General features: G+C 51.7%; 30 protein-coding genes. 22 read left to right on the top strand and 8 right to left on the bottom strand.

Going from position 1 to position 26,392, the window contains the following annotated elements:
- Positions 1-210 precede the first annotated feature (210 nt).
- The 21 genes from pduA (at position 211) to NNO08_RS19035 (ending at position 16,977) form a co-directional block, all read left to right on the top strand.
- A complete protein-coding gene (gene pduA, locus NNO08_RS19135; protein WP_271457342.1) occupies positions 211-492 on the top strand; it encodes a propanediol utilization microcompartment protein PduA in 282 nt (93 codons plus the stop codon).
- Positions 492-1,304, top strand: a complete 813-nt coding sequence (pduB, locus tag NNO08_RS19130) for a propanediol utilization microcompartment protein PduB (RefSeq protein ID WP_271457341.1) — start codon at positions 492-494, stop codon at positions 1,302-1,304. Before pduA ends, pduB begins: the two co-directional genes overlap by 1 nt.
- 18 nt (positions 1,305-1,322) lie before the next feature.
- The gene (gene pduC, locus NNO08_RS19125; RefSeq protein ID WP_271442449.1) at positions 1,323-2,987 is read left to right on the top strand and encodes a propanediol dehydratase large subunit PduC; all 1,665 of its coding nucleotides are present in this window, start codon (positions 1,323-1,325) and stop codon (positions 2,985-2,987) included.
- Positions 2,988-2,997: 10 nt separating this feature from the next.
- Positions 2,998-3,672, top strand: a complete 675-nt coding sequence (pduD, locus tag NNO08_RS19120) for a propanediol dehydratase medium subunit PduD (RefSeq protein WP_271457340.1) — start codon at positions 2,998-3,000, stop codon at positions 3,670-3,672.
- A gap of 14 nt (positions 3,673-3,686) precedes the next feature.
- A complete protein-coding gene (gene pduE, locus NNO08_RS19115; protein WP_271448967.1) occupies positions 3,687-4,205 on the top strand; it encodes a propanediol dehydratase small subunit PduE in 519 nt (172 codons plus the stop codon).
- Between the two features lie 15 nt (positions 4,206-4,220).
- A complete protein-coding gene (locus tag NNO08_RS19110; RefSeq protein WP_271457339.1) occupies positions 4,221-6,053 on the top strand; it encodes a diol dehydratase reactivase subunit alpha in 1,833 nt (610 codons plus the stop codon).
- On the top strand, positions 6,043-6,393 hold the full coding sequence (locus NNO08_RS19105; RefSeq protein ID WP_271457338.1) for a glycerol dehydratase reactivase beta/small subunit family protein: 351 nt from the start codon (positions 6,043-6,045) through the stop codon (positions 6,391-6,393). Before NNO08_RS19110 ends, NNO08_RS19105 begins: the two co-directional genes overlap by 11 nt.
- Positions 6,394-6,412: 19 nt before the next feature.
- Positions 6,413-6,688, top strand: a complete 276-nt coding sequence (gene pduJ, locus NNO08_RS19100) for a propanediol utilization microcompartment protein PduJ (RefSeq protein WP_001057752.1) — start codon at positions 6,413-6,415, stop codon at positions 6,686-6,688.
- Between the two features lie 24 nt (positions 6,689-6,712).
- Positions 6,713-7,183, top strand: a complete 471-nt coding sequence (locus NNO08_RS19095) for a BMC domain-containing protein (protein ID WP_271457337.1) — start codon at positions 6,713-6,715, stop codon at positions 7,181-7,183.
- Positions 7,183-7,815: a phosphate propanoyltransferase gene (locus NNO08_RS19090; RefSeq protein WP_271448971.1), complete on the top strand. Its 633-nt coding sequence runs from the start codon at positions 7,183-7,185 to the stop codon at positions 7,813-7,815. The genes NNO08_RS19095 and NNO08_RS19090 overlap by 1 nt, the downstream gene beginning before the upstream one ends.
- Positions 7,812-8,303 (top strand): microcompartment protein PduM, encoded by a 492-nt coding sequence (pduM, locus tag NNO08_RS19085; protein WP_271457336.1) that lies wholly within the window; start codon positions 7,812-7,814, stop codon positions 8,301-8,303. The genes NNO08_RS19090 and pduM overlap by 4 nt, the downstream gene beginning before the upstream one ends.
- A gap of 3 nt (positions 8,304-8,306) precedes the next feature.
- Positions 8,307-8,582 carry a EutN/CcmL family microcompartment protein gene (locus tag NNO08_RS19080; RefSeq protein WP_271442441.1) on the top strand — a complete coding sequence of 92 codons (276 nt, stop codon included), beginning with the start codon at positions 8,307-8,309 and terminating at the stop codon, positions 8,580-8,582.
- Positions 8,583-8,590: 8 nt separating this feature from the next.
- On the top strand, positions 8,591-9,598 hold the full coding sequence (pduO, locus tag NNO08_RS19075; protein ID WP_271457335.1) for a two-domain cob(I)yrinic acid a,c-diamide adenosyltransferase PduO: 1,008 nt from the start codon (positions 8,591-8,593) through the stop codon (positions 9,596-9,598).
- Positions 9,595-10,980 carry a CoA-acylating propionaldehyde dehydrogenase PduP gene (gene pduP, locus NNO08_RS19070; RefSeq protein WP_271457334.1) on the top strand — a complete coding sequence of 462 codons (1,386 nt, stop codon included), beginning with the start codon at positions 9,595-9,597 and terminating at the stop codon, positions 10,978-10,980. Before pduO ends, pduP begins: the two co-directional genes overlap by 4 nt.
- A gap of 10 nt (positions 10,981-10,990) precedes the next feature.
- A complete protein-coding gene (locus tag NNO08_RS19065) occupies positions 10,991-12,103 on the top strand; it encodes a 1-propanol dehydrogenase PduQ (protein WP_271457333.1) in 1,113 nt (370 codons plus the stop codon).
- Positions 12,100-13,455, top strand: coding sequence for a cobalamin reductase PduS (pduS, locus tag NNO08_RS19060; protein ID WP_271457332.1), 1,356 nt, complete (start codon positions 12,100-12,102; stop codon positions 13,453-13,455). Before NNO08_RS19065 ends, pduS begins: the two co-directional genes overlap by 4 nt.
- Before the next feature lie 2 nt (positions 13,456-13,457).
- Positions 13,458-14,012 (top strand): propanediol utilization microcompartment protein PduT, encoded by a 555-nt coding sequence (gene pduT / locus NNO08_RS19055; protein ID WP_040231922.1) that lies wholly within the window; start codon positions 13,458-13,460, stop codon positions 14,010-14,012.
- The gene (gene pduU, locus NNO08_RS19050; protein ID WP_048212006.1) at positions 14,012-14,362 is read left to right on the top strand and encodes a propanediol utilization microcompartment protein PduU; all 351 of its coding nucleotides are present in this window, start codon (positions 14,012-14,014) and stop codon (positions 14,360-14,362) included. Before pduT ends, pduU begins: the two co-directional genes overlap by 1 nt.
- A 4-nt stretch (positions 14,363-14,366) precedes the next feature.
- Complete coding sequence (gene pduV / locus NNO08_RS19045; RefSeq protein WP_271457331.1) at positions 14,367-14,819, top strand: propanediol utilization protein PduV; 453 nt, start codon at positions 14,367-14,369, stop codon at positions 14,817-14,819.
- Positions 14,804-16,018 (top strand): acetate/propionate family kinase, encoded by a 1,215-nt coding sequence (locus NNO08_RS19040; protein WP_271457330.1) that lies wholly within the window; start codon positions 14,804-14,806, stop codon positions 16,016-16,018. The genes pduV and NNO08_RS19040 overlap by 16 nt, the downstream gene beginning before the upstream one ends.
- Positions 16,019-16,110: 92 nt before the next feature.
- A complete protein-coding gene (locus tag NNO08_RS19035) occupies positions 16,111-16,977 on the top strand; it encodes an L-threonine kinase (RefSeq protein ID WP_137346225.1) in 867 nt (288 codons plus the stop codon).
- A 39-nt stretch (positions 16,978-17,016) separates the two neighbouring features.
- On the opposite strand, the gene NNO08_RS19030 is transcribed toward NNO08_RS19035, so the two are convergent.
- The 7 genes from NNO08_RS19030 to phsA all read right to left on the bottom strand — a co-directional run bounded on the left by NNO08_RS19030 (position 17,017) and on the right by phsA (position 24,303).
- Positions 17,017-17,352: a DUF496 family protein gene (locus tag NNO08_RS19030; RefSeq protein ID WP_005128046.1), complete on the bottom strand. Its 336-nt coding sequence runs from the start codon at positions 17,350-17,352 to the stop codon at positions 17,017-17,019.
- A 238-nt stretch (positions 17,353-17,590) separates the two neighbouring features.
- Positions 17,591-18,649 (bottom strand): FUSC family protein, encoded by a 1,059-nt coding sequence (locus tag NNO08_RS19025; protein ID WP_271457329.1) that lies wholly within the window; start codon positions 18,647-18,649, stop codon positions 17,591-17,593.
- Between the two features lie 107 nt (positions 18,650-18,756).
- A complete protein-coding gene (gene sbmC / locus NNO08_RS19020) occupies positions 18,757-19,224 on the bottom strand; it encodes a DNA gyrase inhibitor SbmC (RefSeq protein ID WP_005128054.1) in 468 nt (155 codons plus the stop codon).
- 124 nt (positions 19,225-19,348) lie between these two features.
- Positions 19,349-20,521, bottom strand: a complete 1,173-nt coding sequence (gene dacD, locus NNO08_RS19015) for a serine-type D-Ala-D-Ala carboxypeptidase DacD (RefSeq protein ID WP_271457328.1) — start codon at positions 20,519-20,521, stop codon at positions 19,349-19,351.
- A 151-nt stretch (positions 20,522-20,672) separates the two neighbouring features.
- The gene (gene phsC / locus NNO08_RS19010; RefSeq protein ID WP_271448979.1) at positions 20,673-21,440 is read right to left on the bottom strand and encodes a thiosulfate reductase cytochrome B subunit; all 768 of its coding nucleotides are present in this window, start codon (positions 21,438-21,440) and stop codon (positions 20,673-20,675) included.
- Positions 21,437-22,015, bottom strand: a complete 579-nt coding sequence (gene phsB, locus NNO08_RS19005) for a thiosulfate reductase electron transport protein PhsB (RefSeq protein ID WP_271455310.1) — start codon at positions 22,013-22,015, stop codon at positions 21,437-21,439. Before phsB ends, phsC begins: the two co-directional genes overlap by 4 nt.
- 14 nt (positions 22,016-22,029) lie before the next feature.
- The gene (gene phsA / locus NNO08_RS19000; RefSeq protein ID WP_271457327.1) at positions 22,030-24,303 is read right to left on the bottom strand and encodes a thiosulfate reductase PhsA; all 2,274 of its coding nucleotides are present in this window, start codon (positions 24,301-24,303) and stop codon (positions 22,030-22,032) included.
- Between the two features lie 397 nt (positions 24,304-24,700).
- On the opposite strand from phsA, the gene sbcB reads away from it, so the two are divergent.
- Entirely contained in the window at positions 24,701-26,125 is a 1,425-nt protein-coding gene (gene sbcB, locus NNO08_RS18995; protein WP_271457326.1) for an exodeoxyribonuclease I, read from the top strand.
- Between the two features lie 39 nt (positions 26,126-26,164).
- On the opposite strand, the gene tsuB is transcribed toward sbcB, so the two are convergent.
- Positions 26,165-26,392 (bottom strand): thiosulfate utilization sulfurtransferase TsuB/YeeD, encoded by a 228-nt coding sequence (tsuB, locus tag NNO08_RS18990; protein ID WP_137383002.1) that lies wholly within the window; start codon positions 26,390-26,392, stop codon positions 26,165-26,167.

The raw sequence follows: 26,392 nt of genomic DNA, 5'->3' as shown, positions 1-26,392 counted from the left end.
CAAAAAGTGTAAATATGGAATTAACATAACTAATTTGTCATATTAACAACATTCAATAAATCATTTAAAAACAATGAATTACAACAATTCTCAGCAATTTTATATCACCATATCCTCACTATTTTTTCACTCACACTTTCAAGTCAGCCATTCTTTTTCCTCGCTTCTTTTTATAGTCATGAAAATCGGGACAACCCAGGCGAGGTCTTTATGCAACAAGAAGCGTTAGGAATGGTAGAAACCAAAGGCTTAACTGCAGCCATAGAGGCCGCAGACGCAATGGTGAAATCAGCCAATGTGATGCTGGTCGGCTACGAAAAAATTGGTTCAGGGCTGGTAACAGTCATTGTTCGCGGTGATGTCGGCGCGGTTAAAGCAGCAACAGATGCCGGTGCCGCCGCCGCACGCAACGTGGGAGACGTGAAAGCCGTACATGTGATCCCACGCCCTCACACCGATGTCGAAAAAATCTTACCGAAGGGAATTAGCTAATGAGCAGCAATGAGCTGGTTGAACAGATCATGGCGCAGGTGATTGCTCGTGTGGCAACGCCAGAACAACAGGCTATCCCTGAAAATACTCACCCAACACGAGAAACGGCTATGGCAGAGAAGAGCTGCAGTTTAACGGAGTTTGTCGGTACTGCGATTGGCGACACCGTCGGTCTGGTAATCGCCAACGTAGACAGTGCCTTACTGGATGCGATGAAGCTTGAAAAGCGCTATCGCTCCATCGGTATCCTCGGCGCGCGCACAGGCGCAGGCCCACACATCATGGCCGCCGATGAAGCGGTAAAAGCCACAAATACTGAAGTCGTCAGCATTGAACTTCCTCGTGATACCAAAGGCGGCGCAGGTCACGGCTCGCTGATTATCTTAGGCGGTAACGACGTTTCTGACGTGAAACGCGGGATTGAAGTTGCGCTGAAAGAACTGGATCGCACCTTTGGCGATATATATGCCAACGAAGCCGGACACATCGAAATGCAATACACGGCGCGCGCCAGCTACGCGCTGGAAAAAGCCTTCGGAGCACCAATTGGTCGTGCCTGTGGCGTTATCGTCGGTGCCCCTGCCTCCGTTGGTGTACTGATGGCCGATACGGCGCTGAAATCCGCCAATGTTGAAGTGGTGGCCTACAGTTCTCCCGCTCATGGCACCAGTTTCAGCAACGAAGCCATTCTGGTCATTTCCGGTGACTCTGGGGCTGTACGTCAGGCCGTTATCTCAGCCCGTGAGATCGGTAAAACCGTGCTGGCGACCCTGGGCTCAGAACCCAAAAACGACCGTCCGTCCTATATCTGATATCAGTGAGGCTGATTCATGAGATCGAAAAGATTTGAAGCACTGGCGAAACGCCCTGTGAATCAGGACGGCTTCGTTAAGGAGTGGATCGAAGAAGGCTTCATTGCGATGGAAAGCCCGAACGACCCTAAGCCGTCGATTAAAATCGTCAACGGTATCGTCACTGAACTGGACGGCAAATCCGTCAGTGAATTTGATCTGATTGACCACTTCATCGCGCGCTACGGCATTAACCTGGCCCGCGCTGAAGAGGTGATGGCGATGGACTCGGTTAAACTCGCCAATATGCTTTGCGACCCTAACGTCAAGCGTATGGACATTGTTCCTCTGACCACTGCAATGACGCCAGCGAAAATTGTGGAAGTGGTTTCGCACATGAACGTCGTTGAGATGATGATGGCAATGCAGAAAATGCGTGCCCGCCGAACCCCTTCTCAACAAGCGCACGTGACTAACGTTAAAGACAACCCGGTACAGATTGCTGCCGATGCCGCCGAAGGCGCATGGCGTGGGTTTGACGAACAAGAAACCACGGTTGCGGTAGCACGCTATGCGCCGTTCAACGCCATCGCGCTATTGGTTGGCTCTCAGGTTGGTCGTCCGGGCGTACTGACGCAGTGCTCCCTGGAAGAAGCCACCGAGCTGAAGCTCGGTATGTTGGGCCACACCTGCTACGCCGAAACCATTTCCGTTTACGGCACCGAACCAGTCTTCACCGATGGTGACGATACGCCATGGTCGAAAGGCTTCTTAGCCTCTTCTTACGCCTCACGTGGCCTGAAAATGCGCTTCACTTCTGGCTCCGGTTCAGAAGTTCAGATGGGCTACGCCGAAGGCAAATCGATGCTTTATCTGGAAGCACGCTGCATTTACATCACCAAAGCGGCTGGCGTTCAGGGTTTGCAAAACGGTTCCGTAAGCTGCATCGGCGTACCGTCTGCCGTGCCATCAGGCATTCGCGCGGTACTGGCGGAAAACCTGATCTGCTCGTCACTGGATCTGGAATGCGCCTCCAGTAACGACCAGACCTTCACCCACTCCGATATGCGTCGTACTGCTCGTCTGCTGATGCAATTCTTGCCGGGTACAGATTTCATTTCATCTGGTTATTCCGCTGTTCCGAACTACGACAACATGTTCGCCGGTTCCAACGAGGATGCCGAAGATTTTGACGATTACAACGTCATCCAGCGCGATCTGAAAGTCGACGGTGGTTTGCGTCCGGTGCGTGAAGAAGACGTTATCGCCATTCGCAATAAAGCGGCTCGCGCACTGCAGGCCGTATTCGCCGGGATGGGATTACCGCCAATCACCGACGAAGAAGTCGAGGCCGCAACCTACGCCCACGGTTCAAAAGATATGCCAGAGCGTAACATCGTTGAAGACATCAAATTTGCGCAAGAGATCATCAATAAAAACCGTAACGGCCTGGAAGTGGTGAAAGCCCTTGCTCAGGGTGGGTTTACCGATGTTGCTCAAGACATGCTCAACATCCAAAAAGCCAAGTTAACCGGAGACTATCTGCATACCTCCGCCATTATCGTCGGCGACGGACAAGTGCTTTCCGCAGTGAATGACGTCAACGATTATGCCGGTCCGGCAACAGGTTATCGCCTGCAAGGCGAACGCTGGGAAGAAATTAAAAACATCCCTGGCGCACTTGATCCCAACGAGCTTGGCTAAGGGGTGAACAATGGAAATCAATGAAAAACTGCTGCGTCAGATAATTGAGGATGTGCTGGCTGAAATGCAGACCAGCGATAAACCTGTTTCTTTTCGCGCAGCGGCCGCGACCAGCGCACCACAGGCTGCAACGGTACAGGGTGACAGTTTTCTGACCGAAATTGGCGAAGCCAAACAAGGTCAGCAGCAGGACGAAGTCATTATTGCCGTAGGTCCGGCGTTTGGACTCTCACAAACCGTCAATATCGTCGGTATTCCGCACAAAAATATTTTGCGCGAAGTGATAGCTGGTATTGAAGAAGAGGGAATTAAAGCACGCGTAATCCGTTGCTTTAAATCTTCCGATGTTGCGTTTGTGGCTGTGGAAGGTAACCGCCTGAGTGGTTCCGGAATCTCAATTGGCATTCAGTCCAAAGGCACCACGGTTATCCACCAGCAAGGGTTACCGCCGCTTTCTAACCTGGAGTTGTTCCCACAGGCACCGCTGCTGACGCTGGAAACCTACCGTCAGATTGGTAAGAACGCCGCGCGTTACGCCAAGCGTGAGTCTCCGCAACCGGTACCGACGCTAAATGACCAAATGGCGCGTCCGAAGTATCAGGCGAAATCAGCCATTTTGCACATTAAAGAGACCAAATACGTCGTAACGGGCAAAAACCCGCAGGAACTGCGCGTGGCGCTTTGATAAAGGATAACTCCATGAATACCGACGCAATTGAATCGATGGTTCGGGATGTGTTGAGCCGGATGAACAGCCTGCAAGGAGAAACAACCTCTCCCGTTACGGCAGCAGCTTCAGCACATACCGCAAAAGTCACGGATTACCCGCTGGCGAATAAACATCCTGAGTGGGTCAAAACCGCAACCAACAAAACGTTGGATGACTTCACGCTCGAAAATGTTCTGAGCAATAAAGTGACCGCGCAGGATATGCGTATCACACCTGAAACGCTGCGTATTCAGGCGGACATCGCCAAAGACGCCGGCCGTGACAGACTGGCGATGAACTTCGAACGTGCAGCCGAACTGACTGCTGTACCTGACGACCGCATTCTTGAGATCTACAACGCGTTACGGCCTTATCGTTCAACGAAAGACGAGTTGATGGCCATCGCCGACGATCTGGAGAGTCGCTATCAGGCGAAGATCTGTGCCGCGTTCGTTCGTGAAGCAGCAGCGCTGTATGTAGAGCGCAAGAAACTTAAAGGCGACGACTAACATCAGGGTGAAACGATGCTATATATAGCTGGCATTGATATAGGCAACTCATCAACGGAAGTTGCACTGGCAACCCTGGATGAGACTGGCGTGCTAAGTATTTCCGGCAGCGCACTGGCGGAAACCACCGGAATTAAAGGCACATTGCGTAATGTGTTTGGTATTCAGGAGGCACTTGCACAGGCGGCAAAAAATGCCGGCATTAATGTCAGCGATATTTCGCTCATCCGTATTAACGAAGCCACACCGGTTATCGGTGACGTGGCGATGGAAACCATCACCGAAACCATCATCACAGAATCCACCATGATCGGTCACAACCCCAAAACGCCTGGCGGTGTCGGGTTAGGCGTTGGTGTAACCATTACGCCGGAAGAGCTCCTGAGCCGTCCGGCGGATACGCCTTATATCCTGGTCGTTTCATCGGCTTTCGATTTTGCCGATGTCGCCACGATGATTAATGCTTCCGCACGCGCCGGATACCAGTTGACTGGCGTTATTTTGCAACAGGACGACGGTGTGCTGGTTAGCAACCGGCTGAATACGCCTCTGCCCATCGTTGATGAGGTCCGCCATATCGATCGTATCCCGCTGGGCATGCTGGCCGCTATTGAGGTCGCTGTTCCAGGCAAGGTTATCGAAACCCTTTCTAACCCGTACGGAATCGCGACTGTTTTTAGCCTTAGCGCAGAAGAGACCAAAAACATTGTCCCGATGGCCCGCGCGCTGATTGGCAACCGCTCTGCGGTAGTGGTGAAAACGCCATCAGGTGATGTGAAGGCTCGTGCAATCCCTGCCGGGAACCTGGAACTGCAATCGCAGGGACGAACCGTACGCGTCGATGTCGCAGCAGGTGCAGACGCGATTATGAAAGCGGTTGGTGAATGCCCGAAGCTGGATAACGTCACCGGAGAGGCGGGAACCAATATTGGCGGCATGCTGGAGCACGTTCGCCAGACAATGGCTGAATTAACCAACAAACCCAGCCATGAAATCTTTATTCAGGATCTGTTGGCCGTTGATACTTCAGTTCCAGTCAGCGTGACCGGGGGACTTGCCGGCGAGTTTTCACTGGAACAGGCCGTTGGTATTGCTTCTATGGTGAAATCAGATCGTCTGCAAATGGCGATGATTGCCCAGGAAATCACGCAAAAACTCAACATTGATGTGCAGGTTGGTGGTGCTGAAGCCGAAGCCGCTATTCTGGGCGCCTTAACCACACCGGGTACCACACGTCCACTGGCTATTCTGGATCTTGGGGCCGGGTCTACTGACGCCTCTATCATTAATCCTAAGGGCGACATTATTGCCACACACCTGGCGGGCGCAGGCGATATGGTCACGATGATTATTGCCCGTGAACTGGGTCTGGATGACCGCTATTTGGCGGAAGAGATCAAGAAGTACCCGCTGGCGAAAGTAGAGAGCTTGTTCCACCTGCGTCACGAAGATGGCAGCGTTCAGTTCTTCCCTACGCCTCTCCCTCCTGCCGTTTTCGCTCGCGTATGCGTTGTAAAACCTGATGAACTGGTGCCACTGCCCGGCGATCTGGCGTTGGAAAAAGTGCGTGCTATTCGTCGCAGCGCTAAAGAGCGTGTTTTTGTTACCAACGCGCTGAGGGCGCTGCGACAGGTTAGCCCGACCGGGAATATTCGGGACATCCCCTTCGTCGTTTTGGTTGGAGGTTCCTCGCTGGACTTCGAAGTTCCGCAACTGGTTACTGATGCGCTGGCTCATTATCGCCTGGTCGCGGGTCGCGGCAATATTCGGGGCACGGAAGGTCCGCGCAACGCAGTTGCGACGGGGTTAATTCTCTCCTGGTACAAGGCATTCGCTCATGGAAAGTAACCTCACTGTACCCGCTATTGTGATCTTCGCCATGGGTGACTGCGCAAACATCTGGAATGACGTTCTGCTGGGCATTGAAGAAGAAGGTATCCCCTTCGTGATTCAACAGACCCACTCGACTGACATTATCCACAACGCATGGCTGGCCGCCTGTCAGTCACCGTTGCTGGTCGGCATTGGATGCAGCCGGGAAAAGCTGGTTGTGCACTATAAGAATCTACCCACCTCAGCGCCACTTTTTACGCTGATATATCAACAAAATAGCCACGCTCGCCGGAGCATTGGTAATAACGCTGCGCGACTGGTAAAAGGCATCCCCTTCCGGGACTGCCACTCATAATCCACAGGAGAAAAGCAGTATGAATAACGCACTGGGACTGGTTGAAACAAAAGGGCTCGTCGGCGCTATTGAAGCCGCTGATGCCATGGTGAAATCCGCAAATGTGCAGTTGGTTGGCTACGAAAAAATTGGCTCAGGACTTATCACCGTGATGGTCCGCGGAGATGTCGGCGCCGTAAAAGCAGCCGTAGATGCAGGAAGCGCAGCAGCGAGTGCTGTTGGAGAGGTGAAATCCTGTCACGTTATTCCACGTCCACACAGCGACGTTGAAGCCATTTTACCTAAATCCGCATAAATCGCCGTAAACAAGGAGCACAGCGTGAAGCAATCACTGGGATTACTTGAAGTTAGTGGTCTGGCATTAGCCATCAGTTGCGCGGACGTCATGGCGAAAGCCGCTTCCATCACGCTGGTGGGCCTCGAAAAAACCAACGGTTCAGGCTGGACGGTGATCAAAATCATCGGGGATGTGGCCTCCGTTCAGGCGGCTATATCCACCGGTGCCAGTTTAGCAGAACGGCAAAATGGACTGGTCGCACACAGGGTCATTTCCAGACCCGGAGAAGGCATTCTTTCCCACAGTGTGCCCGTGCAGCCAGCGCCAACGCCAACAGCGATACCTGATGTATCGCAAGAGCAAGAAGAGATGGCTACAGAAATTGCATTACCTGGAGCAGCGCAACAGGCAGAGTTGATTAGCTGCAATCTGTGTCTTGACCCTGCCTGCCCTCGCCAGAAAGGCGAGCCACGCGCTCTCTGCCTGCATTCAGGCAAACGAGGTGAAGCGTAATGGATAAACAGCAACTGGAAACAACGGTCAGTAAAGTACTGGATGAAATGCGTGAACGCCCTATTCCTCTCGGGATTTCGAACCGCCACATCCATCTTTGCGCCGAGGACTACACTCGGCTGTTCCCTAATCAGCCGATTAGCGAGAAAAAGGGCCTGTTGCAGCCCGGACAATATGCCGCAGACCAGACCGTCACACTGGTCGGACCGAAAGGTCAGTTAAAGAATGTGCGTCTGCTTGGTCCACTGCGGAGTACTAGCCAAGTGGAGATATCGCGTACCGACGCCCGCACATTAGGCATCGCAGCACCGCTACGCATGTCCGGTAATATTCAGGGAACGCCTGGCATTCGTCTTATCAGCCCCTTTGCTGAACTGGACTTACCCTCCGGGGTTATAGTTGCTCAGCGACATATCCATATGTCGCCGCTGGATGCGCTGATACTGCGCGTATCTCATGGAGATAAAGTCTCCGTGGCTATCAATGGCGATGAACGCCGACTGATTTTCGATAATGTCGCCGTACGCGTTTCACCGGATATGCGCCTTGAGATGCATATCGATACAGACGAAGCCAATGCCGCAGGCGCTGATAATCCGCAGGCATTTGCCACATTGGTGACCCCACGATGAACAACGAACTGCTGCAACGCATCATTGAGGAAGTTGTTTCCCGGCTCAAAAAACGCGCGGAAAGTACCATCACGCTGAGCGTCGCACAGTTACGGGAAATCGATTCCCGGACATTATGTTGTCAGTACTCGTCACTACACCTCCTGCAGGCAGACCTGCCTTTACTGGAGAAAATTGCCGATTGCAGTCCGTCCAGTGTCGCGGTGGTAACAATCCACGAGGCGCTGGCATGCGGGCTACGCGTAAAAATCTCTCTACAGCATCGGCTGCTACCGGCACTCCCCGTGAAAAAGCTCGCACGGCTGCCGCTGGAGTTCAGTAATGAACAGGGGCACATCGTCATGCTGCATCCTGGAACGCTCTTAAGTTATGCCGATGTGGTCAAACTTAACAGTGGCATCCTGGTGCTGCGTCGTCGCTGTGTCGTGACGGCACTGGCCCGGGAAGCCGTTAGTGCGCGAAATATTCAATTAATTAAGCAGGAGTGAACCATGTATCTGGCAAGGGTTACAGGTGTTGTGGTTTCTACGCAAAAATCACCATCGCTGGTGGGGAAAAAACTGTTGCTGGTACGCCGGGTAAGCACTGACGGAGAGCTCCCCGCCTCCCCCGCTACCGGAGATGAAGTCGCGGTTGACTCAGTCGGTGCAGGGACTGGCGAATTGGTGTTACTCAGTAGCGGCTCCAGCGCCAGGCATGTTTTTTCCGGCCCTAATGAGGCCATCGATTTGGCGATCGTCGGCATCGTCGACACGCTTTCTCGTTAGGAGGATCTATGGCGATTTATACCCGCACTGGCGACGCTGGCACAACAGCGCTTTTTACCGGACAACGCGTGAGTAAATCACATCCGCGCGTTGAGGCCTACGGTACGTTGGATGAACTCAATGCTGCATTGAGCCTGTGTGCCTGCGCGGTAAAAAGTCAGCAACATCGTCTCTTACTTGAAGATATTCAATTGCAGTTGTTTTGGTTCAGTGCCGAACTGGCCAGCGAGAGCGAACAGCCCACTCCCGATCAGCGCTACATCAGTTCGGAAGAAATTGCGGCGCTGGAAGCCGCCATTGATACCGCAATGGTAAGAATGCCGCCCCTGCGCAGCTTTATTTTACCTGGCCGCAGCGAAGCCGCCAGTCGTCTGCACTTTGCCCGCACGCTGGCTCGCCGCGCAGAGAGGCGACTGGTCGAGCTCTCCAGCGAAATCTCCGTCAGACACGTACTGATGCGTTATATCAACCGCCTGTCTGACTGTTTATATGCGCTTGCACGCGCAGAAGATCATGACGCCCATCAAAACGACATTATCCAGAAAGTGGCGGAGCGCTATCTTGCGGCCACTCGCACAGCAGTCACCAGGGAGTCGACTATGTCTTTGTCTTTTCACGAACTCCATCAATTGACACGCGCGGCAGTAACGCGCGCTGAAGAGCTCCAGGTCCCTGTTGTTGTCAGCATAGTGGATACCAATGGTACGCCTACAGTGACATGGCGCATGCCAGATGCCTTGCTCGTCAGTAGTGAGCTGGCACCAAAAAAAGCCTGGACCGCCGTCGCAATGAAAACTGCCACGCACGAACTGACGTCCGCGGTTCAGCCGGGCGCCGCACTTTACGGTCTGGAAAGCCATATGCAGGGAAAAATCGTCACCTTTGGAGGCGGCTACGCATTATGGCGCGAAGGTTTACTCCTTGGGGGTCTTGGCATCAGCGGAGGAAGCGTTGAGCAGGATATGGACATTGCAGAAACGGCCATTGCGGCGATTAACGTGAGAACACATCAATGAATACTTCAGAACTTGAAACCCTTATCCGCAACATTTTGACTGAGCAACTCGCCCCGGCAAAAACAGACGTTAAGGGTAACGGAATTTTTCCGTGCGTCGGTGAAGCGATCGATGCCGCTCATCAGGCTTTTTTGCGTTACCAGCAATGTCCGCTAAAAACCCGCAGCGCCATCATTAGCGCCCTGCGGGAAGAGCTGACGCCTCATCTGGCTTCTTTGGCCGCTGAAAGCGCAACAGAAACGGGTATGGGTAACAAAGAGGATAAGTTTCTTAAAAATAAAGCCGCACTCGACAACACCCCAGGCATCGAAGACCTCACCACCACTGCACTTACCGGTGACGGTGGCATGGTGTTGTTTGAGTATTCTCCATTTGGGGTGATTGGCTCCGTTGCGCCAAGTACAAACCCCACGGAAACCATCATCAATAACAGCATCAGTATGCTGGCCGCGGGAAACAGTGTTTACTTCAGCCCGCACCCTGGCGCAAAAGTGGTATCACTGAAACTGATTGCCATGATTGAAGATATTGCCTTCCGCTGCTGCGGGATCCGGAATCTTGTCGTCACGGTCACAGAACCTACTTTTGAAGCTACCCAGCAGATGATGGCTCACCCTAAAATCGCAGTTCTGGCGATTACCGGCGGCCCTGGCATTGTTGCTATGGGTATGAAAAGCGGGAAGAAAGTTATTGGTGCTGGAGCAGGAAACCCGCCCTGTATTGTGGATGAAACTGCTGACCTGGTTAAAGCAGCTGAAGATATCATCAACGGTGCATCGTTTGATTACAACCTGCCCTGTATTGCTGAGAAAAGCCTGATTGTTGTCGATGCTGTTGCTGAACGACTGGTCCAACAAATGCAGTCTTTTGGCGCGTTACTTCTGCACAACGAAGACATCAACAAACTGCGCACCGCCTGTCTGCCTGAAGGCATAGCCAATAAAAAACTGGTTGGAAAGAGTCCAGCAGCCCTGCTTGAAGCTGCGGACATACCGGTTCCGGCAAAAACACCTCGCCTGTTGATTGGCATCGTCAATGCTGACGATCCATGGGTCACCAGCGAACAGTTGATGCCAATGCTGCCCATCGTGAGCGTAAAGGATTTTGACAGTGCACTGGCGTTGGCACTGAAAGTTGAAGAGGGACTGCATCACACTGCCATCATGCATTCACAAAACGTGTCACGTCTGAATCTTGCTGCCCGCACCCTTCAGACCTCTATCTTTGTGAAAAATGGCCCCTCTTACGCCGGTATTGGTGTCGGTGGTGAAGGCTTTACCACCTTTACTATTGCTACTCCCACCGGTGAAGGCACAACGTCAGCGCGAACTTTCGCACGCTCTCGTCGTTGCGTGCTCACCAACGGTTTTTCTATTCGCTAATGAGGCCGTTATGAATAGCTTTTCACTGCAAACACGATTGTTCAGCGGCCAGGGAAGTCTGGATGTGCTTAAGCGTTTCTCCAATAAACATATCTGGATTATCTGCGACGGTTTTCTCGCACGTTCTCCCCTGATTGAAAAGCTGCAAAATACGCTGCCCGCGGATAATCGCATCAGCATTTTCAGTGATATCACCCCCGACCCAACCATTGGTACGGTAGTCCAGGGGATTGCACAAATGCAGTCCCTGCAACCGGATGTGGTGATTGGCTTTGGTGGTGGCTCCGCACTTGACGCCGCCAAAGCTATCGTCTGGTTCAGCCGTCAGTTTGGTATTGAAATTGAAACCTGTGTGGCCATTCCCACCACCAGCGGTACAGGCTCGGAAGTAACCAGCGCCTGCGTGATCAGCGATCCGGAGAAAGGTATTAAATATCCACTATTTAATAACGCCCTTTACCCTGACATGGCCATTCTTGATCCTACGCTGGTTGTCAGCGTCCCTCCTGCCATTACTGCGAATACCGGTATGGATGTCCTGACACATGCGCTGGAAGCCTATGTATCGATAAAAGCCAGTGACTTCACGGATGCGCTGGCGGAAAAAGCCGCGCAAATTGTCTTCCAGTACCTACCTGTTGCGGTTAGCAAAGGCGATTGCCTGGCAACTCGGGGGAAAATGCACAATGCATCTACATTGGCAGGGATGGCATTTAGCCAGGCGGGGCTGGGCATCAATCACGCTATTGCCCATCAGCTCGGTGGTCAGTTTCACTTACCCCATGGGCTGGCTAACGCACTGTTACTCACTTGTGTCATTCAGTTTAATGCACGCGACCCACGGGCGGCAAAGCGCTACGCCCGTTTTGCGAAAGCCTGCCATTTATGCCCGGATAGTGCGAATGATACGGCGGCACTCAATGCACTTATTCATCATATTGAACAACTCAAAAAACAGTGCGCAGTACCGGCATTTATTGATGCACTGAAAGACGAGAAGCATACCTGGTCGCAACGTATACCGGCGATGGTTCAGGCCGCGCTGGCTGATGTCACGTTGCAAACCAATCCCCGCGTAGCCGATGCCAGTGCCATTCAGGAACTGCTTGAGGAATTATTATGAATACAGCCATGACGGCAGAACATGTTCTTTATGACGCACAAACGATACGCGATCGCGTGCGTGCAGCAGGCGTGGTTGGGGCCGGTGGTGCAGGGTTTCCTGCACACGTTAAACTCCAGGCGCAGGTTGATACGTTTCTGGTGAACGCCGCAGAATGCGAGCCAATGCTGAAAGTCGATCAACAATTAATGGCGGTGCAAGCGGCGAGGCTGATACGTGGCGTTCAGTATGCCATGACAGCAACAGGGGCCAATACAGGCATTATTGCCCTCAAAGAAAAATATCAAAAGGCCATCAATGCGTTAACACCACTTTTACCGACCAACATCAGGTTACATATTTTACCCGATGTGTATCCGGCCGGTGACGAGGTGCTGACCATCTGGATGGCAACGGGACGACGGGTTCCTCCAGCCGCGCTGCCCGTTAGCGTAGGCGTGGTGGTCAATAACGTCCAGACCGTGCTCAATATCGCCAGAGCGGTTGAACAGCAGTACCCCGTTACCCGTCGCACGCTAACCGTCAACGGTGCGGTCGCCAGACCGTTAACGCTGAGTGTTCCCATCGGTATGTCTTTACGCGAAGTCCTGGCACTGGCGGGTGGCGCCACCGTTGACGATCCTGGTTTTATCAACGGCGGTCCGATGATGGGTGGCCTGATTACTTCGCTCGATACTCCCGTGAGCAAGACCACCGGGGGGCTACTGGTATTGCCCAAATCCCATGCGCTGATTCAACGACGAATTCAGGACGAACGCACCGTGCTTGCGGTTGCAAAAACCGTTTGCGAGCAATGTCGTCTGTGCACTGATTTATGCCCAAGACACCTAATCGGTCATGAACTATCACCGCATCTGCTGGTTCGCGCAGTGAACTACCAACAGGCAGCCACACCGCAGTTGCTGCTCACTGCCCTGACCTGTTCAGAATGCAATGTCTGTGAAAGTGTGGCTTGTCCGGTGGGCATTTCACCGATGCGTATCAACCGTATGCTCAAACGTGAACTACGGGCGCTTAACCATCGTTATGAGGGACCACTAAATCCTGAAGACGAAATGGCGAAGTACCGTTTGATTCCGGTTAAACGACTTATCACCAAACTTGGCCTCAGCGATTGGTACCGCGACGCGCCCTTGTCTGAGGCAGATTACACCACAGACGAAACAACACTACTGTTACGCCAGCATATTGGCGCCAGTGCTATCCCCTGCGTGCAAAAAGGTGAACGTGTAGTTCGCGGCCAATGTGTTGCTGATGTACCCGAGGGCGCGTTAGGCGCACCTGTCCACGCCAGTATTGACGGTCTTGTCAGCGAGATAACCGGGCAATCCATCACGGTAATAAGAGGTTAATCATGTCTCAGGCTATAGGGATTTTAGAACTCACCAGCATCGCCAAAGGGATGGAAGCCGGTGATGCGATGCTAAAAAGCGCGAATGTGAATTTGCTGGTCAGCAAAACCATCTGCCCTGGAAAGTTTTTACTGATGCTCGGGGGTGACGTAGGCGCAGTGCAGCAGGCCATTGCAACAGGGACGTCTCTTGCTGGCGATATGCTCGTCGACAGTCTGGTGCTCCCAAACATTCATGCCAGCGTTCTCCCGGCAATTAGCGGTCTTAACAGTGTGGATAAGCATCAGGCCGTCGGGATTGTTGAAACCTGGAGCGTAGCGGCTTGTATCTGTGCCGCCGATCGTGCAGTTAAAGCGTCCAATGTCACGCTGGTACGGGTACATATGGCATTCGGTATTGGTGGTAAATGCTACATGGTTGTCGCGGGCGATGTTTCCGATGTCAATAACGCCGTGACAGTCGCCAGCGAAAGCGCCGGGGAAAAAGGTCTGCTGGTTTATCGCTCCGTCATACCACGCCCGCATGAAAGCATGTGGCGGCAAATAGTGGAGGGATAATGGACAGACAACCGCCGACGGATCGCATGATCCAGGAATACGTACCCGGCAAGCAGGTCACGCTGGCGCACCTTATTGCTAATCCAGGTAAGGATTTATTCAAAAAGTTGGGGTTGCAGGATTCAGTCTCGGCCATTGGTATTTTAACCATTACGCCCAGTGAAGCCTCAATTATCGCCTGTGATATTGCCACGAAATCTGGTGCGGTAGAGATCGGATTTCTCGATCGTTTTACCGGTGCAGTCGTACTGACGGGTGATGTTTCAGCCGTTGAGTACGCGCTGAAACAGGTAACCAGAACGCTTGGCGAAATGATGCGTTTTACTGCGTGCCCTATTACCCGGACGTAACCACATGAAACGCATCATGCTAATTGGCCCCAGCCAGTGCGGTAAAACCTCGCTCACACAATGCCTGCGCGGAGAAGCACTTCATTACCAGAAAACTCAGGCGATTGTCTGGTCGCCAACGACAATAGACACGCCGGGTGAATATCTTGAGAACCGCTGCCTGTACAGTGCGTTACTGGCCAGCGCCTGCGAAGCCGACATTATCGCTCTGGTACTGAATGCCGACGCCCCATGGTCACCTTTTTCTCCCGGCTTTACTGGCCCAATGAACAGACCTGTTATCGGCCTCGTTACCAAAGCCGATTTAGCTAACCCTCAGAGGATTTCACTCGTAGAAAGCTGGTTGGTGCAGGCAGGAGCGCAGAACGTGTTTATCACCAGCGCGCTGGAAAATACCGGGGTCGATGAGATGTTCATTTTTCTGAATGCAAAGGAACCGTCATGTCTCATAAAATAATGGCCATAAACGCGGGTAGCTCTTCACTTAAGTTTCAGTTACTGGCGATGCCGCAGGGTGAAATGATCTGCCAGGGACTGATTGAACGTATCGGGATGTCTGACGCGCAGGTCACGCTTAAAACACCCGTACAGAAATGGCAGGAGACGTTACCCGTTGCCGATCACCGTGAAGCAGTAACGCTGTTACTGGAAAAACTGCTTAGCCTGAACATCATCAAGAGTCTGGAAGAGATCGATGGCGTCGGTCATCGCGTCGCACATGGTGGTGAGTCTTTTAAAGACTCCGCCCTCGTCAACGATGAAACACTGGCCGAAATAGAACGCCTTGCAGAACTGGCGCCACTGCATAACCCGGTTAATGCGCTGGGGATCGCCGTTTTTCGTCAGTTATTACCCGAAGCCCCTGCCGTTGCAGTTTTTGACACTGCTTTTCATCAGACGCTGACTGAGCCTTCTTTTATTTATCCTCTGCCCTGGCGCTATTACTCAGAGCTAGGAATTCGGCGTTACGGTTTTCATGGTACCAGCCACAAATACGTCAGTACCGCGTTGGCTGAAAAGCTGGGTGTCCCGCTCAGCGCACTGCGCGTCGTATGTTGTCATCTTGGTAATGGCAGCAGCATCTGTGCCATCAAGGGTGGAAAATCGGTGAATACCTCGATGGGTTTTACACCACAGTCTGGCGTGATGATGGGTACGCGCAGCGGAGATATTGACCCGTCTATTTTGCCGTGGATTGCCCTGCGTGAAGGCAAAACACCGCAGCAACTTAACCAACTCCTTAACAATGAGTCGGGATTACTTGGGGTTTCCGGTATCTCATCAGACTATCGTGATGTTGAACGCGCCGCAGATGAAGGCAACTCACAGGCTGCACTCGCACTTACGCTGTTTGCAGAACGAATTCGCGCCACAATAGGCAGTTATATTATGCAGATGGGCGGCCTAGATGCTTTGGTATTTACGGGTGGAATTGGTGAAAACTCAGCCCGAGCACGCGCTGCGATTTGCCACAATCTGAATTTCTTAGGTCTGGCCGTTGATGATGAAAAAAATCAGCGCAACGCAACCTTTATTCAAACTGAAACTGCGCTGGTCAAAGTGGCCGTTATAAATACCAATGAAGAGTTGATGATCGCGCAGGATGTTATGCGTATAGCGATATCAGAAACTGTGACATTGGGCATTCCTGCTTAATCCTGCCGCACCGCAAATTGCGGCAAATCATGGTAATAGCGCGATCGCCATGACACTATGCGCCGAGGATTGCTGATCACAAAGGTGAAGACGTGGCTGTTGCGCAATGTCCCGCATCGTGCGGAGAACTTATCCAGGGCTGGATTCTGGGCAGTGAGAAACTAGTCTCCTGCCCGGTTGAATGGTATAGCACCGTCGAGGTCAGCTCTGGTTCACCACAGGTGGATGAACGGCCACTGTCGCGAGCGATGGTTGACCGGTTATTGCAGCACTGGCACTACCCGGCGCATATCAGTCAGGATATTCGAATAGATATCCAGTCAACGATTCCCATTGCGAAAGGAATGGCCAGTAGCACCGCGGATATTGCCGCCACCGCGCTTGCCACCGCTCATTTTCTGGGTCATCAGCTAGATGAACCTACACTGGCGCAGCTTTGCGTTTCTCTTGAACCTACCGACAGCACCGTTTTCCATCAGTTAACCCTTTTCGATCATAACGACGCCTCTACGCAAATTCCCTGTGAAGCGCAGCCCCAGCTTGACCTGTTGGTTCTGGAAAGCCCGGAAACACTACGTACCGCGGATTATCACCGCATTCCCCGCCAGCCCGGGCTACAGGCAGGTGCTCCCGCGCTTAAACGCGCATGGGAAAAAGTACAGGAAGCCTGTATTAGTCAAAATCCCTATCGAATGGGAGAGGCGGCCACGCTTAGCGCAATCGCCAGCCAAATGTTGTTGCCAAAACCAGATTTCGATTCGCTATTGGCGCTGGTAGAAGAATGTGATTTATACGGGGTGAATGTTGCGCACAGCGGCAGCGTGGTGGGTCTGATGCTGGACAGAAAACGTCATGATGTTGATTACATCAAATGGATGCTGGCACAGAAAAAACTGACAACTCACTGGCCTGAGCAGCATTTACTGCGGATGGTAACAGGTGGGGTAAAACTACAGTAGGGGCCACTGCTTAGCAGTGCCCCCTACTGCCATAAAACGTTACTCTGCTTTCGCTTCGCCGTTTTTCACTTCACCCATGGCTTTCAGCTTTTTAGAGATATCACGACGCTCTTTAGAGATCTCTGCATTTTTGATGATGTAATCATCTACACGATCTTCATAGTCGCTTTTCATGCTGGCGATGATGCCCTGGATAGCATCAACGCTCATGCCCGGCTTGATGTAGTCGCTCAGGTTGTCCAGCAGCAGGACGCGTTTCTGGTTGTCACGGATCTTTTTCTCAACGTCCTGGATTTCACGTTGCAGTTTGTTTTTACGACGGAACAGACGAACAAATTCCAGCACGTCCTGGAAAGAAGGCTTGGTAGTTTCCATTTTTACACCCCTGATAATGTGAGATTCGGATTCGTTAAAACAACGGCTAAAGTGGGTCAACATTACTTTCATGCCCGCCATACTTCAAGTTGCATCTGCATTGATAATGCATGGCTGAAACCTGAATTATCGAGGGTAAAGCCATTGCAGTTACCAATGGTTTTAGCCTTTTTCAATATCATACCCTTAATCTTTGCTGAATCGAAGCAGCAGTAGAACCAATCCCCTCATCTGCTCTTTATTTGCGCAGCGCGCGACAAATTAAATGTGAGAGCAATTCCAGTTGCCGTGCCATCTCCATATTCAACCAGACATAGCCGTGAATAGGTGTTTCAGCAACATTATCGCCTTTATGCTCAGCGATGAGTTGGCGCAACTCCTCCACGGTGTCGTTGAGTTTTTCCGTATTGGCGAGTATCGGCTGTGGATTGCCTTCATAAAGCGCATGAGCGATCGTCAGTAGCGCCTGTTGCGTTCTGAGCTGAGTTTCACGCAGGGTATGCGCGTTCAGCATCACAAAGTGGCTGGTACGCGTCGCCCACAGCGCGTTGATCTGCAGCTCAAGCATGCACACCAGATTGCGGTTAACCGTCTGAATAGCTTCAAAGATTGATTTTTGGATGTGGGTCTCTTTACTGGCAGGAACAATTAGTCCACGCATTTTGACAACGTCACTCAGTAGTTGTTGTAAATGCTTCTCCAGTCGGGGCTGTTCGAGCAAGTTAGGTGACAACGCAGCCTGATACACCCGGTTATACCCCGTGACACAATGCGCCAGTTGAATACGCCAGTGAATAAATGCCCGCTGCGGCCAGATACCGGTAAACAGCATCGCCAGTAACGATCCCAAAATCACGTCGCCACCGCGCCACAACGCTGTATTCATGTCACCCGCGGGAGCCCCGACGACGACGGCAAGCGTTATGCCAATCAGCAATGCCTGATAGGGTTTTTTACCTAATGCCAGCCAGCCGCAGAGAAACATCGCCACTGCGCACCATATCAGCATAAGCGGAAGTGACAGGAGTTCGAGACGCAGAGCAACCAGCCCAAGTACTGAGCCCAGAATCGTCCCGCCAATGCGTTCAAGCGCTCTTGGGACGACGTTACCCCAGAATGAAATGGGCCCCATAATCACCACCAGCGTGATCAGAGGCCATGTACCTTCAGGAATATCCAGCAGGCGAACCAACAGAAAAGTAAGAAGAAACGCCAGCGCAATGCGAATACCGTGCACCACGCGATAATGACGATACAAACGAATTTCAAAAGGACTCAGCGACTTATCGGCACGCACTCATCCACTCCGTCAGGGAATAGCAAAGAACAGAATTGTACCTGCTTTTTTAGTGAAAACATCACCGTTATCAGCAGGACTTTCACCCTGATTTACGCAAAAAACAGCTACTTCGGCTGTACTGGCACATACATTTCGATGTCCCAGTAACCGTCTTCCATGCCATTATTCATATAAATCTCAAAACAGGGTTTGGCTGCTATCTGGTATGTTGCGTCCTGCAGCAGAAGATTAAAAAATTGATACCATGGCGTCGCAAAGTCATGATTTTCAACACGAGCAACAGCAATAGCATACTCACCACCGGCCAGTTCAGTCAGTATCACTCCTTCGCTGTTCTCTGGGATCTCGAAATTCTCTGCGACGGAAACCACAGTATCGCAGCGCAGTTTGTCAGCAGGCACAACATCCGGGTTGTCGTAATAAACGGCGATCCATTCCAGCGGCACTATCTGCTTGTCATCCACCCACATGACTAACTGCTCAAAACCCTGCTTTACCGTTTGCTCCCACGGTCCAACCATGTGAAAACCGGCAATCCTGCGTTTATCGACCTGCTTTATCTCGTACTCCATATAACCTCCGTCATTACACTGTATTTATATACAGTGTAATTTTTGTGTATTACGGCCACAAGGAAATAGTGATTATTATGTGAGCAGTTTCGCACTCTTGCCAGTCAGTAGCATGGGTGAAAAATTACACCTTATGGTGGAAGTAATCGCTCAGACGCGAAAATACGCCGCCTTTACTGACCGATTCCAGGGTGACCAGTGGCCAATGCGCCACCAGCTTATCCCTGTCATAGAGTTCAATTTCCCCCACGCGTTGATGCGCGGCAATAGGCGCTACCAGTTCTTTCTTATCAAGAACATATTTTGCTTTGATATTCTGGACTTCAGCCTTAGGTAGCGCCATCCAGAAATCCTGCTCGGTGCCGAGGCTAATGTTTTCTTTATCGCCATACCAGATTCGTTCGACGCCGACTTGCTTACCGCTACGCAACACCTGCACCGTATCAAAATTTTGTTGCCCCCACTGCAGCAGTTTGCGTGCCTGATCCTCGCGTCCTTTCGCGCTCTCGGCGCCCATGACCACGGCAATCAAGCGACGCTGTCCATCAACTGCGGAGGCAATCAGGTTAAATCCTGCCCCGGATGTGTGCCCGGTCTTCAGGCCATCGATGTTCATCGTTTTATCCCACAGCAGTCCGTTACGGTTTTGCTGCGTGATACCGTTCCAGGTAAGACTCTTCTCACTGTACATGTGATAGAACTCAGGTTCCCCGTGAATAATCGCCCGGGACAACACGGCCAGATCGTAGGCCGAGCTATGCTGGCCTGGCGCGTCCAGCCCATGCACCGTTTCGAAATGTGTATCTTTAAGCTTCAGCTTCTCAACATAACTGTTCATCATCGCGACAAACTGTGGCTGTCCACCCGCGATGTAATCAGCCAGCGCCACGCATGCATCATTGCCGGAATCAACAATTAAGCCACGGCTTAAATCACGTACTGAAACGCGATCGCCTTCTTTCAGGAACATTAATGATGAGCCGACAAACACCGGATTATCTTTCGCCCATGCGTCACGTCCGACAGTGACGATATCCGTTGGGCTAATGCGATGGCTATCAATCGCACGATCGACAACATAGCCGGTCATTAACTTGGTCAGGCTGGCGGGGTTGCGTTGCTGGTGTTCATTACCGGCAGTCAGGATTTGGCCCGTGGTGTAGTCCATAAGCACCCACGCGCCAGCATTGATGGCAGGAGGCCGGGGTGCAAAACTGGCGACATCAGTCGCATGAGCGGACGAAAAACTTATCGCGAATAGCGAAGCGGCAATAAACAAACGGCGTTTCAACAGCATGTCCTCATAACCAGGAGAAATAGCCGTTCTTTTTACGGAAGTTCTGCCGAACAAACATGGATAAATTGCAAGAAAATGTGACATAAGGCACATTTTCTTGCTGTTAAAGAAAGAATGTCAGACGGGCTTCCCCTGCAAAATACGCGCAGGATTAGCCTTTATGTGATGCGGTTTCTGCATGATGGCTGCGATGACGGTGATAGCCGTCAATCATGCTGCGAAAGATTTGCCCCGGCGTGTCACCCAATGTGCACAGGTAAATATGTGCACAAATGAACAGAATGCCAACAATCGCCAACACCATATGCAGCACCAGTACCACCGGCCCGGCGCCGATAATCTGCGGGTAAAGACAGAGCAACCCGGTAATGATTAACAGCGGAACCAACGCATACATGATGGCCAGATAGGCTAACTGTTGCAGGGGGTTAAATTTATTCTCCGCTGTTGCCGCAAACGGATGTGCCTCACCTTTCATTATCCCATACAGATAAAAACGCGTTTGCAGCAGACAACGCTTTATCAGCCCGCTGAATTGCACACGATAGTGGCAACCGTTGCCGCTGGTGGCATTGATCATGACGAAGCCAATCCAGAAAGCCAGTAATGCGAATCCACACCAGGTGTGCACCTGCACCATCAGAGCTACCGGTCCGATAGAAAAATGGCCGAACAAACCGCTTAGCAGAAGCAGAATAAAAAGCAGCGCATTTCCCCAGTGCCAACGGCGGACAGCCAATGAGTAAAGGTAGTCACGGTGCTCTTCTCCAGCAGCCGTTTTGGGTGCCAGCATTCGACGCAGCAGTGCATGTATCACCAAACCGGCAATCATCAACAGAATGACTACACCTGCATAAATGAGCCACAGCGGCCAGTAGTCTGGCGCATAGTTAAGCTCTGCTCCCCAGATAGAATTCATACTTTTCCCTCCTGATGAATCTCTTTACGCCGGAAAATGCTTACTGCACCGCTACGCGTATCCTGCTGACGGTAAACCTCTTTTTGGTGAATCCAGTGCTGAATTTCAGGGTCATCACGGCGACCAAACCTCAGCGCATCCGTAGGGCATACGGAAACACAGGCAGGCGATTGTCCAGCGTCCAGACGGGTATCCGCGCAAAAGTTACATTTATCTGCAATTCCTGTTTGTGGGTTCAGGTAGCGCACATGGAACGGACAGGCGGCAACGCAATAATCACAGCCAATACAGCGTGACTTGTCCACCTGCACAATGCCGTTTTCGTCCCGAAACGAAGCGCCAGTCGGGCAGACGCTGACACAAGGCGCATCTTCACAGTGCTGGCAGGAGACGCGGACAAACTGGAAGTGAGACAGCACCTCAGGTTCATTTTCCGGTGAGCGGATCTGCACCTGCAGCCGGCTAAAACCTTCTGGCACGTCATTCAGGACTTTGCAGGCAACCGTGCACGCCTGACAACCAATACAGCGTTTCTCGTCATGCAGCATGACATACGGATTTGTTGACTGATTCATGATGTTCTCCTTTCTCATGCCCGACGAAGCGTAACGCCAGCGGTGTGGACCACCGTGCCGGATACCGGACTGGTCACATGTGGAAGCAAGTTGCCACAGTGGATCCCATGCGTTGTCGCTGCGGTTTTTGCGCCGGCCTTGGCGCCGAATCCCATATAGACGAACAGCGTATCGGGTCGAATACCAGCAGTGACCAGCGCTTTGCCTTTCTCCTTACCCGTCGCATTTTCAAGCCAGATGTCATCGCCGCTTTTAATCCCTTTTTCTCCAGCCGTTTTCGGGTGGATCCACACCGCGTTATCCCACATCAGCTCGCTGAGTAATGGAACATATTGCGTCGCGCCATTGGTGTGAACCGCGACTTTGCCTTGAATGAAATAGAGTTCATTGTCGGCCTTGAGCGCAAAATTGCGTGCACGAGGAATACCATAGCCCGGCAGGAGTGTTTCCAGTTCTTCAGAATAAAGTTCGATTTTTCCGGATGGGGATTTGAAGCGCAGTTGTTCGCCATACGTACCGTCATTGTCAACGGCCACTGCTCCCGGATACTGCGCAGTAAACTGGCGTACCGATTCAGGTTCGCGCAGCAACAGTGGAACGCCCCACTCCCGATACCCTTTCTGGCGCAGTTCAGCAGATAACGCATGGTCACCATTGAGCTGATACAGCTGGCGTACTTGCATATCTTGCCACGGATAGTACTGCCCAAGACCCAGTTGCTCGCCCAGCTCTTTCCAGATTTGCCAGCTTGGGCGCGCATCACCAATAGGCTCGACAACCTGCTGGCGCAGCGCATAGGCCGGATTCAGCCCCGACATATCAGAGACTTCTTCATCGCGTTCGAGGTAGGTGCATTCAGGTAGCAAGTAATCGGCATAGGCCGCGCTTTCGCTTAAATAGACATCGCAGCTTACCACCAGATCCAACTGCTCAACGGTTTTGACCAGATCCGGCCGACAGGTCACAGTTTGAAAAGGGTTATGCCGGGACATAATCCATCCTTTCACCGGATAAGGCGTCTGGTTTGACACAGCATCGATAATGCTCTGCACCACCCCACCACCCGCAGCGATGTATTTGAATTGTGGCGCGACCAGGTCAATACGCTGCGCCGTTGGCTTAGGGAGTTTGGCATCCGGTTTCGCCAGCACCGGAGCCACCTTCTCTCCCGCCAGCTTATTGTAGGTTGCAGCGGCTTTTTTCTGGTACATGCCGCCTTCGCGCTCAATATTTCCCAGCAGCACGTTGAGGGTGAAAATCATGCGCCGCATGTCGATCTCTTCCTGCGAAAAGGTCGCACGGTGACCAGGACTGACAATAGCATGGGGTGCGCAGGCCGCCATTTCACGAGTCACCCGGGTAATAACATCTGCAGGCACGTCGGCCAACTTTTGTGCCCATTCCGGCGTGGCCTCTTGTACCGCCTCTGCCAGTTGGTCAAAACCTGTTGTATAGCGTTCAACGAATCCCGCGTCATACAATTTTTCAGTAATCATGACGTGGCACATCGCCATCAGCACCGGTAAGTCTCCCCCCGGTTTAATCGCATGCCATTCATCCGCCTTACTGGAAAATACCGACAGTCGGGGGTCGAAGCTGACCATCTTCGCGCCCTTCTCTTGTGCGGTCATCAGTTCATGTGTATCGGCAACCTCAATCCCTTCATAGAGGTTATGTCCAAAAGAGACCATGTAGCGGGTATTGGCGATATCCATTGCTAAATCCCCACCCATCATCACTTTGGCGGCAATGGCTTTACCTGCTGGGCAAGTTGAAGCGTGCGTGAAGGTATTTGGTGAGCCAAAAGCCGTCGCCAAATGAAATAAATGGCTGGAAAGCGAACCGGATTTAGAGGAGAAGACAACGCCCTGCGGCCCGTATTGATTTTTTATTGCTGTCATCTTTTCGGCAATTTCTTGATACGCCTGTTGCCAGCTAATGACCTGCCATTCGCCACTGCCACGCGGCCCGGTGCGTTTCATCGGTTTCACAATCCGGTGCGGGTCGTTTACCAGGCTAACACCGCTGCCCCCGCGAGCACAAACGCGCGTGCCTTGCTGAGGGGCATTAGGGTTTCCCTGGATAAAAACTGTTTTATTATTAATCACCTGAGCCTGAATTGGACAGCGAAAGGAACACATTTCACACAGACTTGGCGTCAGGGATGTTTTCCCTTTAATACTCGCTGGCGAATTTCGCGCCAGTGCGCCAGGTGGGAAACTGCCTATTGCACAGGCCGAGCAGCCAATACCCACGCCCCGCAAAAAATTACGCCGACTAATGCCCATATAACCTCCTGTTATTAGATATATCCAATGATTATATGGCCTTTAAATTATTAATTTTTAACCTTACTCACATTTCATTACAATGAAATTTCGTTAACCGGCAAGAATAGAACCTATTGTTTATAAAAGAGTTTTAAAGTTTCCAGAACGCACTGGCAAACGTAAAAATAACAATAATAGTTATCAATCAGCTTATTTATAAACTTACACGATAACGTGACCTTATTTCATGAAATATCATTAAAACTCCAAATCTATTAATTCGTTTTATTTTAATCACGTTTACCGCAATTTTATTGCGGCCACCGCCGAGCATTGATAATCCCGTTGCTGATTACCGCGCTATTTTTTGGTATTCTTAGATAAGCGCTAAATTGATCCCGGACATAACTGAACAATGAATGACGGCAAGCAGCAACCTGGTTTTCTCTTCCACGATTACGAGACCTTTGGTACCCATCCGGCACTGGACAGACCCGCGCAGTTTGCGGCCATCCGCACAGATAGCGATTTCAATATCATTGGCGATCCCGAAGTCTTTTACTGCAAGCCCGCCGACGACTATCTGCCACAACCTGAAGCGGTGCTGATAACCGGTATTACGCCGCAAGAAGCACGTGATAAGGGTGAGAACGAAGCCGCATTTGCTGCCCGCATCCATGCGCTGTTTACCGTGCCGAAAACGTGTATCCTCGGGTATAACAATGTGCGCTTCGATGATGAAGTGACACGTAATATCCTGTATCGCAATTTTTATGATCCCTACGCCTGGAGCTGGCAGAACGACAATTCTCGCTGGGATTTGCTGGATGTAATGCGCGCCTGCTATGCGCTACGACCGGAAGGGATCAACTGGCCAGAAAACGACGACGGGCTACCCAGTTTTCGCCTTGAGCATCTGACCCGCGCCAACGGAATTGAGCATGCTAATGCCCACGATGCAATGGCAGACGTGTATGCCACGATTGCCATGGCGCAACTCGTAAAGTCACGTCAACCTCGTCTGTTTGACTATCTCTACAGCCACCGTAATAAACACAAGCTGGCAGCATTGATTGATGTCCCACAAATGAAGCCCTTAGTGCATGTATCTGGTATGTTCGGTGCATGGCGAAGTAACACCAGTTGGGTTGCCCCGCTCGCCTGGCATCCGGATAATCGTAATGCAGTTATTATGGTCGACTTAGCCGGTGATATCTCTCCCTTGCTTGAACTGGATAGCGACACCCTGCGCGAGCGTCTTTACACCGCCAAAGCCGATCTGGGAGATAACGCAGCAGTGCCAGTTAAACTGGTGCATATCAACAAATGTCCGGTTCTGGCACAGGCTAATACATTACGTCCGGAAGATGCCGAACGTCTCGGTATTAACCGCCAGCATTGCCTGGATAATCTTAAAGTCCTGCGTGAAAACCCGCAGGTGCGCGATAAAGTGGTGGCTATTTTTGCCGAAGCAGAACCCTTTGCGCCATCGGACAACGTAGATGCGCAGTTATACAACGGTTTTTTCAGCGATGCTGACCGTGCCGCAATGAAGATCGTTCTGGAAACCGAACCTCGCAATTTACCCGCACTGGACATCACTTTCGTCGATAAGCGCATTGAAAAACTGCTGTTTAATTATCGCGCACGCAATTTCCCCGGAACACTGGATGAGGGGGAGCAGCAACGCTGGCTGGATCATCGTCGTCAGGTATTTACACCGGAGTTTTTGCAAAATTACGCGAATGAATTGCAGATGTTGAGCCAGCAATACGCTGACAACAAAGAGAAGCTGATACTACTGAAATCGCTCTGGCAGTATGCGCAAGAGATAGTCTGAAGATGAAATGCCCTCCGCCAGACGGCGGAGGGATCGTGTTTACGCTTTCTGCACCGTAATGCTCCAGGCGGCGTCACCCACCTGTTGATAATCAGTAATCACGTGCCCCTCTTCGGCGGCCCATTGCGGAATTGCCTCAGTTGCCTGGGTACAGTCAAACTCGATCACCAGTTCATCACCACTTGCCATTTCTGCCAGTGCCGCTTTTGCTTCAATCAGTGGAAACGGACAAACCTGCGTGACCACATCCAGTTTTTTAATTGCCAT

It is taken from the genome of Citrobacter sp. Igbk 17 (assembly GCF_028069775.1).
Classification (GTDB): Bacteria; Pseudomonadota; Gammaproteobacteria; order Enterobacterales; family Enterobacteriaceae; genus Citrobacter.
The sequence above is the reverse complement of the archived record's forward strand: the minus strand, read 5'-3'. Positions and strand labels throughout refer to the sequence as shown.

Bases quoted from the DNA above. Each gene is read 5' to 3' on its own strand.
- pduA (WP_271457342.1), top strand. From the start codon at position 211: ATGCAACAAGAAGCGTTAGGAATGGTAGAAACCAAAGGCTTAACTGCA.
- pduB (WP_271457341.1), top strand. From the start codon at position 492: ATGAGCAGCAATGAGCTGGTTGAACAGATCATGGCGCAGGTGATTGCT.
- pduC (WP_271442449.1), top strand. From the start codon at position 1,323: ATGAGATCGAAAAGATTTGAAGCACTGGCGAAACGCCCTGTGAATCAG.
- pduD (WP_271457340.1), top strand. From the start codon at position 2,998: ATGGAAATCAATGAAAAACTGCTGCGTCAGATAATTGAGGATGTGCTG.
- pduE (WP_271448967.1), top strand. From the start codon at position 3,687: ATGAATACCGACGCAATTGAATCGATGGTTCGGGATGTGTTGAGCCGG.
- NNO08_RS19110 (WP_271457339.1), top strand. From the start codon at position 4,221: ATGCTATATATAGCTGGCATTGATATAGGCAACTCATCAACGGAAGTT.
- NNO08_RS19105 (WP_271457338.1), top strand. From the start codon at position 6,043: ATGGAAAGTAACCTCACTGTACCCGCTATTGTGATCTTCGCCATGGGT.
- pduJ (WP_001057752.1), top strand. From the start codon at position 6,413: ATGAATAACGCACTGGGACTGGTTGAAACAAAAGGGCTCGTCGGCGCT.
- NNO08_RS19090 (WP_271448971.1), top strand. From the start codon at position 7,183: ATGGATAAACAGCAACTGGAAACAACGGTCAGTAAAGTACTGGATGAA.
- pduM (WP_271457336.1), top strand. From the start codon at position 7,812: ATGAACAACGAACTGCTGCAACGCATCATTGAGGAAGTTGTTTCCCGG.
- NNO08_RS19080 (WP_271442441.1), top strand. From the start codon at position 8,307: ATGTATCTGGCAAGGGTTACAGGTGTTGTGGTTTCTACGCAAAAATCA.
- pduO (WP_271457335.1), top strand. From the start codon at position 8,591: ATGGCGATTTATACCCGCACTGGCGACGCTGGCACAACAGCGCTTTTT.
- pduP (WP_271457334.1), top strand. From the start codon at position 9,595: ATGAATACTTCAGAACTTGAAACCCTTATCCGCAACATTTTGACTGAG.
- NNO08_RS19065 (WP_271457333.1), top strand. From the start codon at position 10,991: ATGAATAGCTTTTCACTGCAAACACGATTGTTCAGCGGCCAGGGAAGT.
- pduS (WP_271457332.1), top strand. From the start codon at position 12,100: ATGAATACAGCCATGACGGCAGAACATGTTCTTTATGACGCACAAACG.
- pduT (WP_040231922.1), top strand. From the start codon at position 13,458: ATGTCTCAGGCTATAGGGATTTTAGAACTCACCAGCATCGCCAAAGGG.
- pduU (WP_048212006.1), top strand. From the start codon at position 14,012: ATGGACAGACAACCGCCGACGGATCGCATGATCCAGGAATACGTACCC.
- pduV (WP_271457331.1), top strand. From the start codon at position 14,367: ATGAAACGCATCATGCTAATTGGCCCCAGCCAGTGCGGTAAAACCTCG.
- NNO08_RS19040 (WP_271457330.1), top strand. From the start codon at position 14,804: ATGTCTCATAAAATAATGGCCATAAACGCGGGTAGCTCTTCACTTAAG.
- NNO08_RS19030 (WP_005128046.1), bottom strand. From the start codon at position 17,352: ATGGAAACTACCAAGCCTTCTTTCCAGGACGTGCTGGAATTTGTTCGT.
- sbmC (WP_005128054.1), bottom strand. From the start codon at position 19,224: ATGGAGTACGAGATAAAGCAGGTCGATAAACGCAGGATTGCCGGTTTT.
- dacD (WP_271457328.1), bottom strand. From the start codon at position 20,521: ATGCTGTTGAAACGCCGTTTGTTTATTGCCGCTTCGCTATTCGCGATA.
- phsC (WP_271448979.1), bottom strand. From the start codon at position 21,440: ATGAATTCTATCTGGGGAGCAGAGCTTAACTATGCGCCAGACTACTGG.
- phsB (WP_271455310.1), bottom strand. From the start codon at position 22,015: ATGAATCAGTCAACAAATCCGTATGTCATGCTGCATGACGAGAAACGC.
- phsA (WP_271457327.1), bottom strand. From the start codon at position 24,303: ATGGGCATTAGTCGGCGTAATTTTTTGCGGGGCGTGGGTATTGGCTGC.
- sbcB (WP_271457326.1), top strand. From the start codon at position 24,701: ATGAATGACGGCAAGCAGCAACCTGGTTTTCTCTTCCACGATTACGAG.
- tsuB (WP_137383002.1), bottom strand. From the start codon at position 26,392: ATGGCAATTAAAAAACTGGATGTGGTCACGCAGGTTTGTCCGTTTCCA.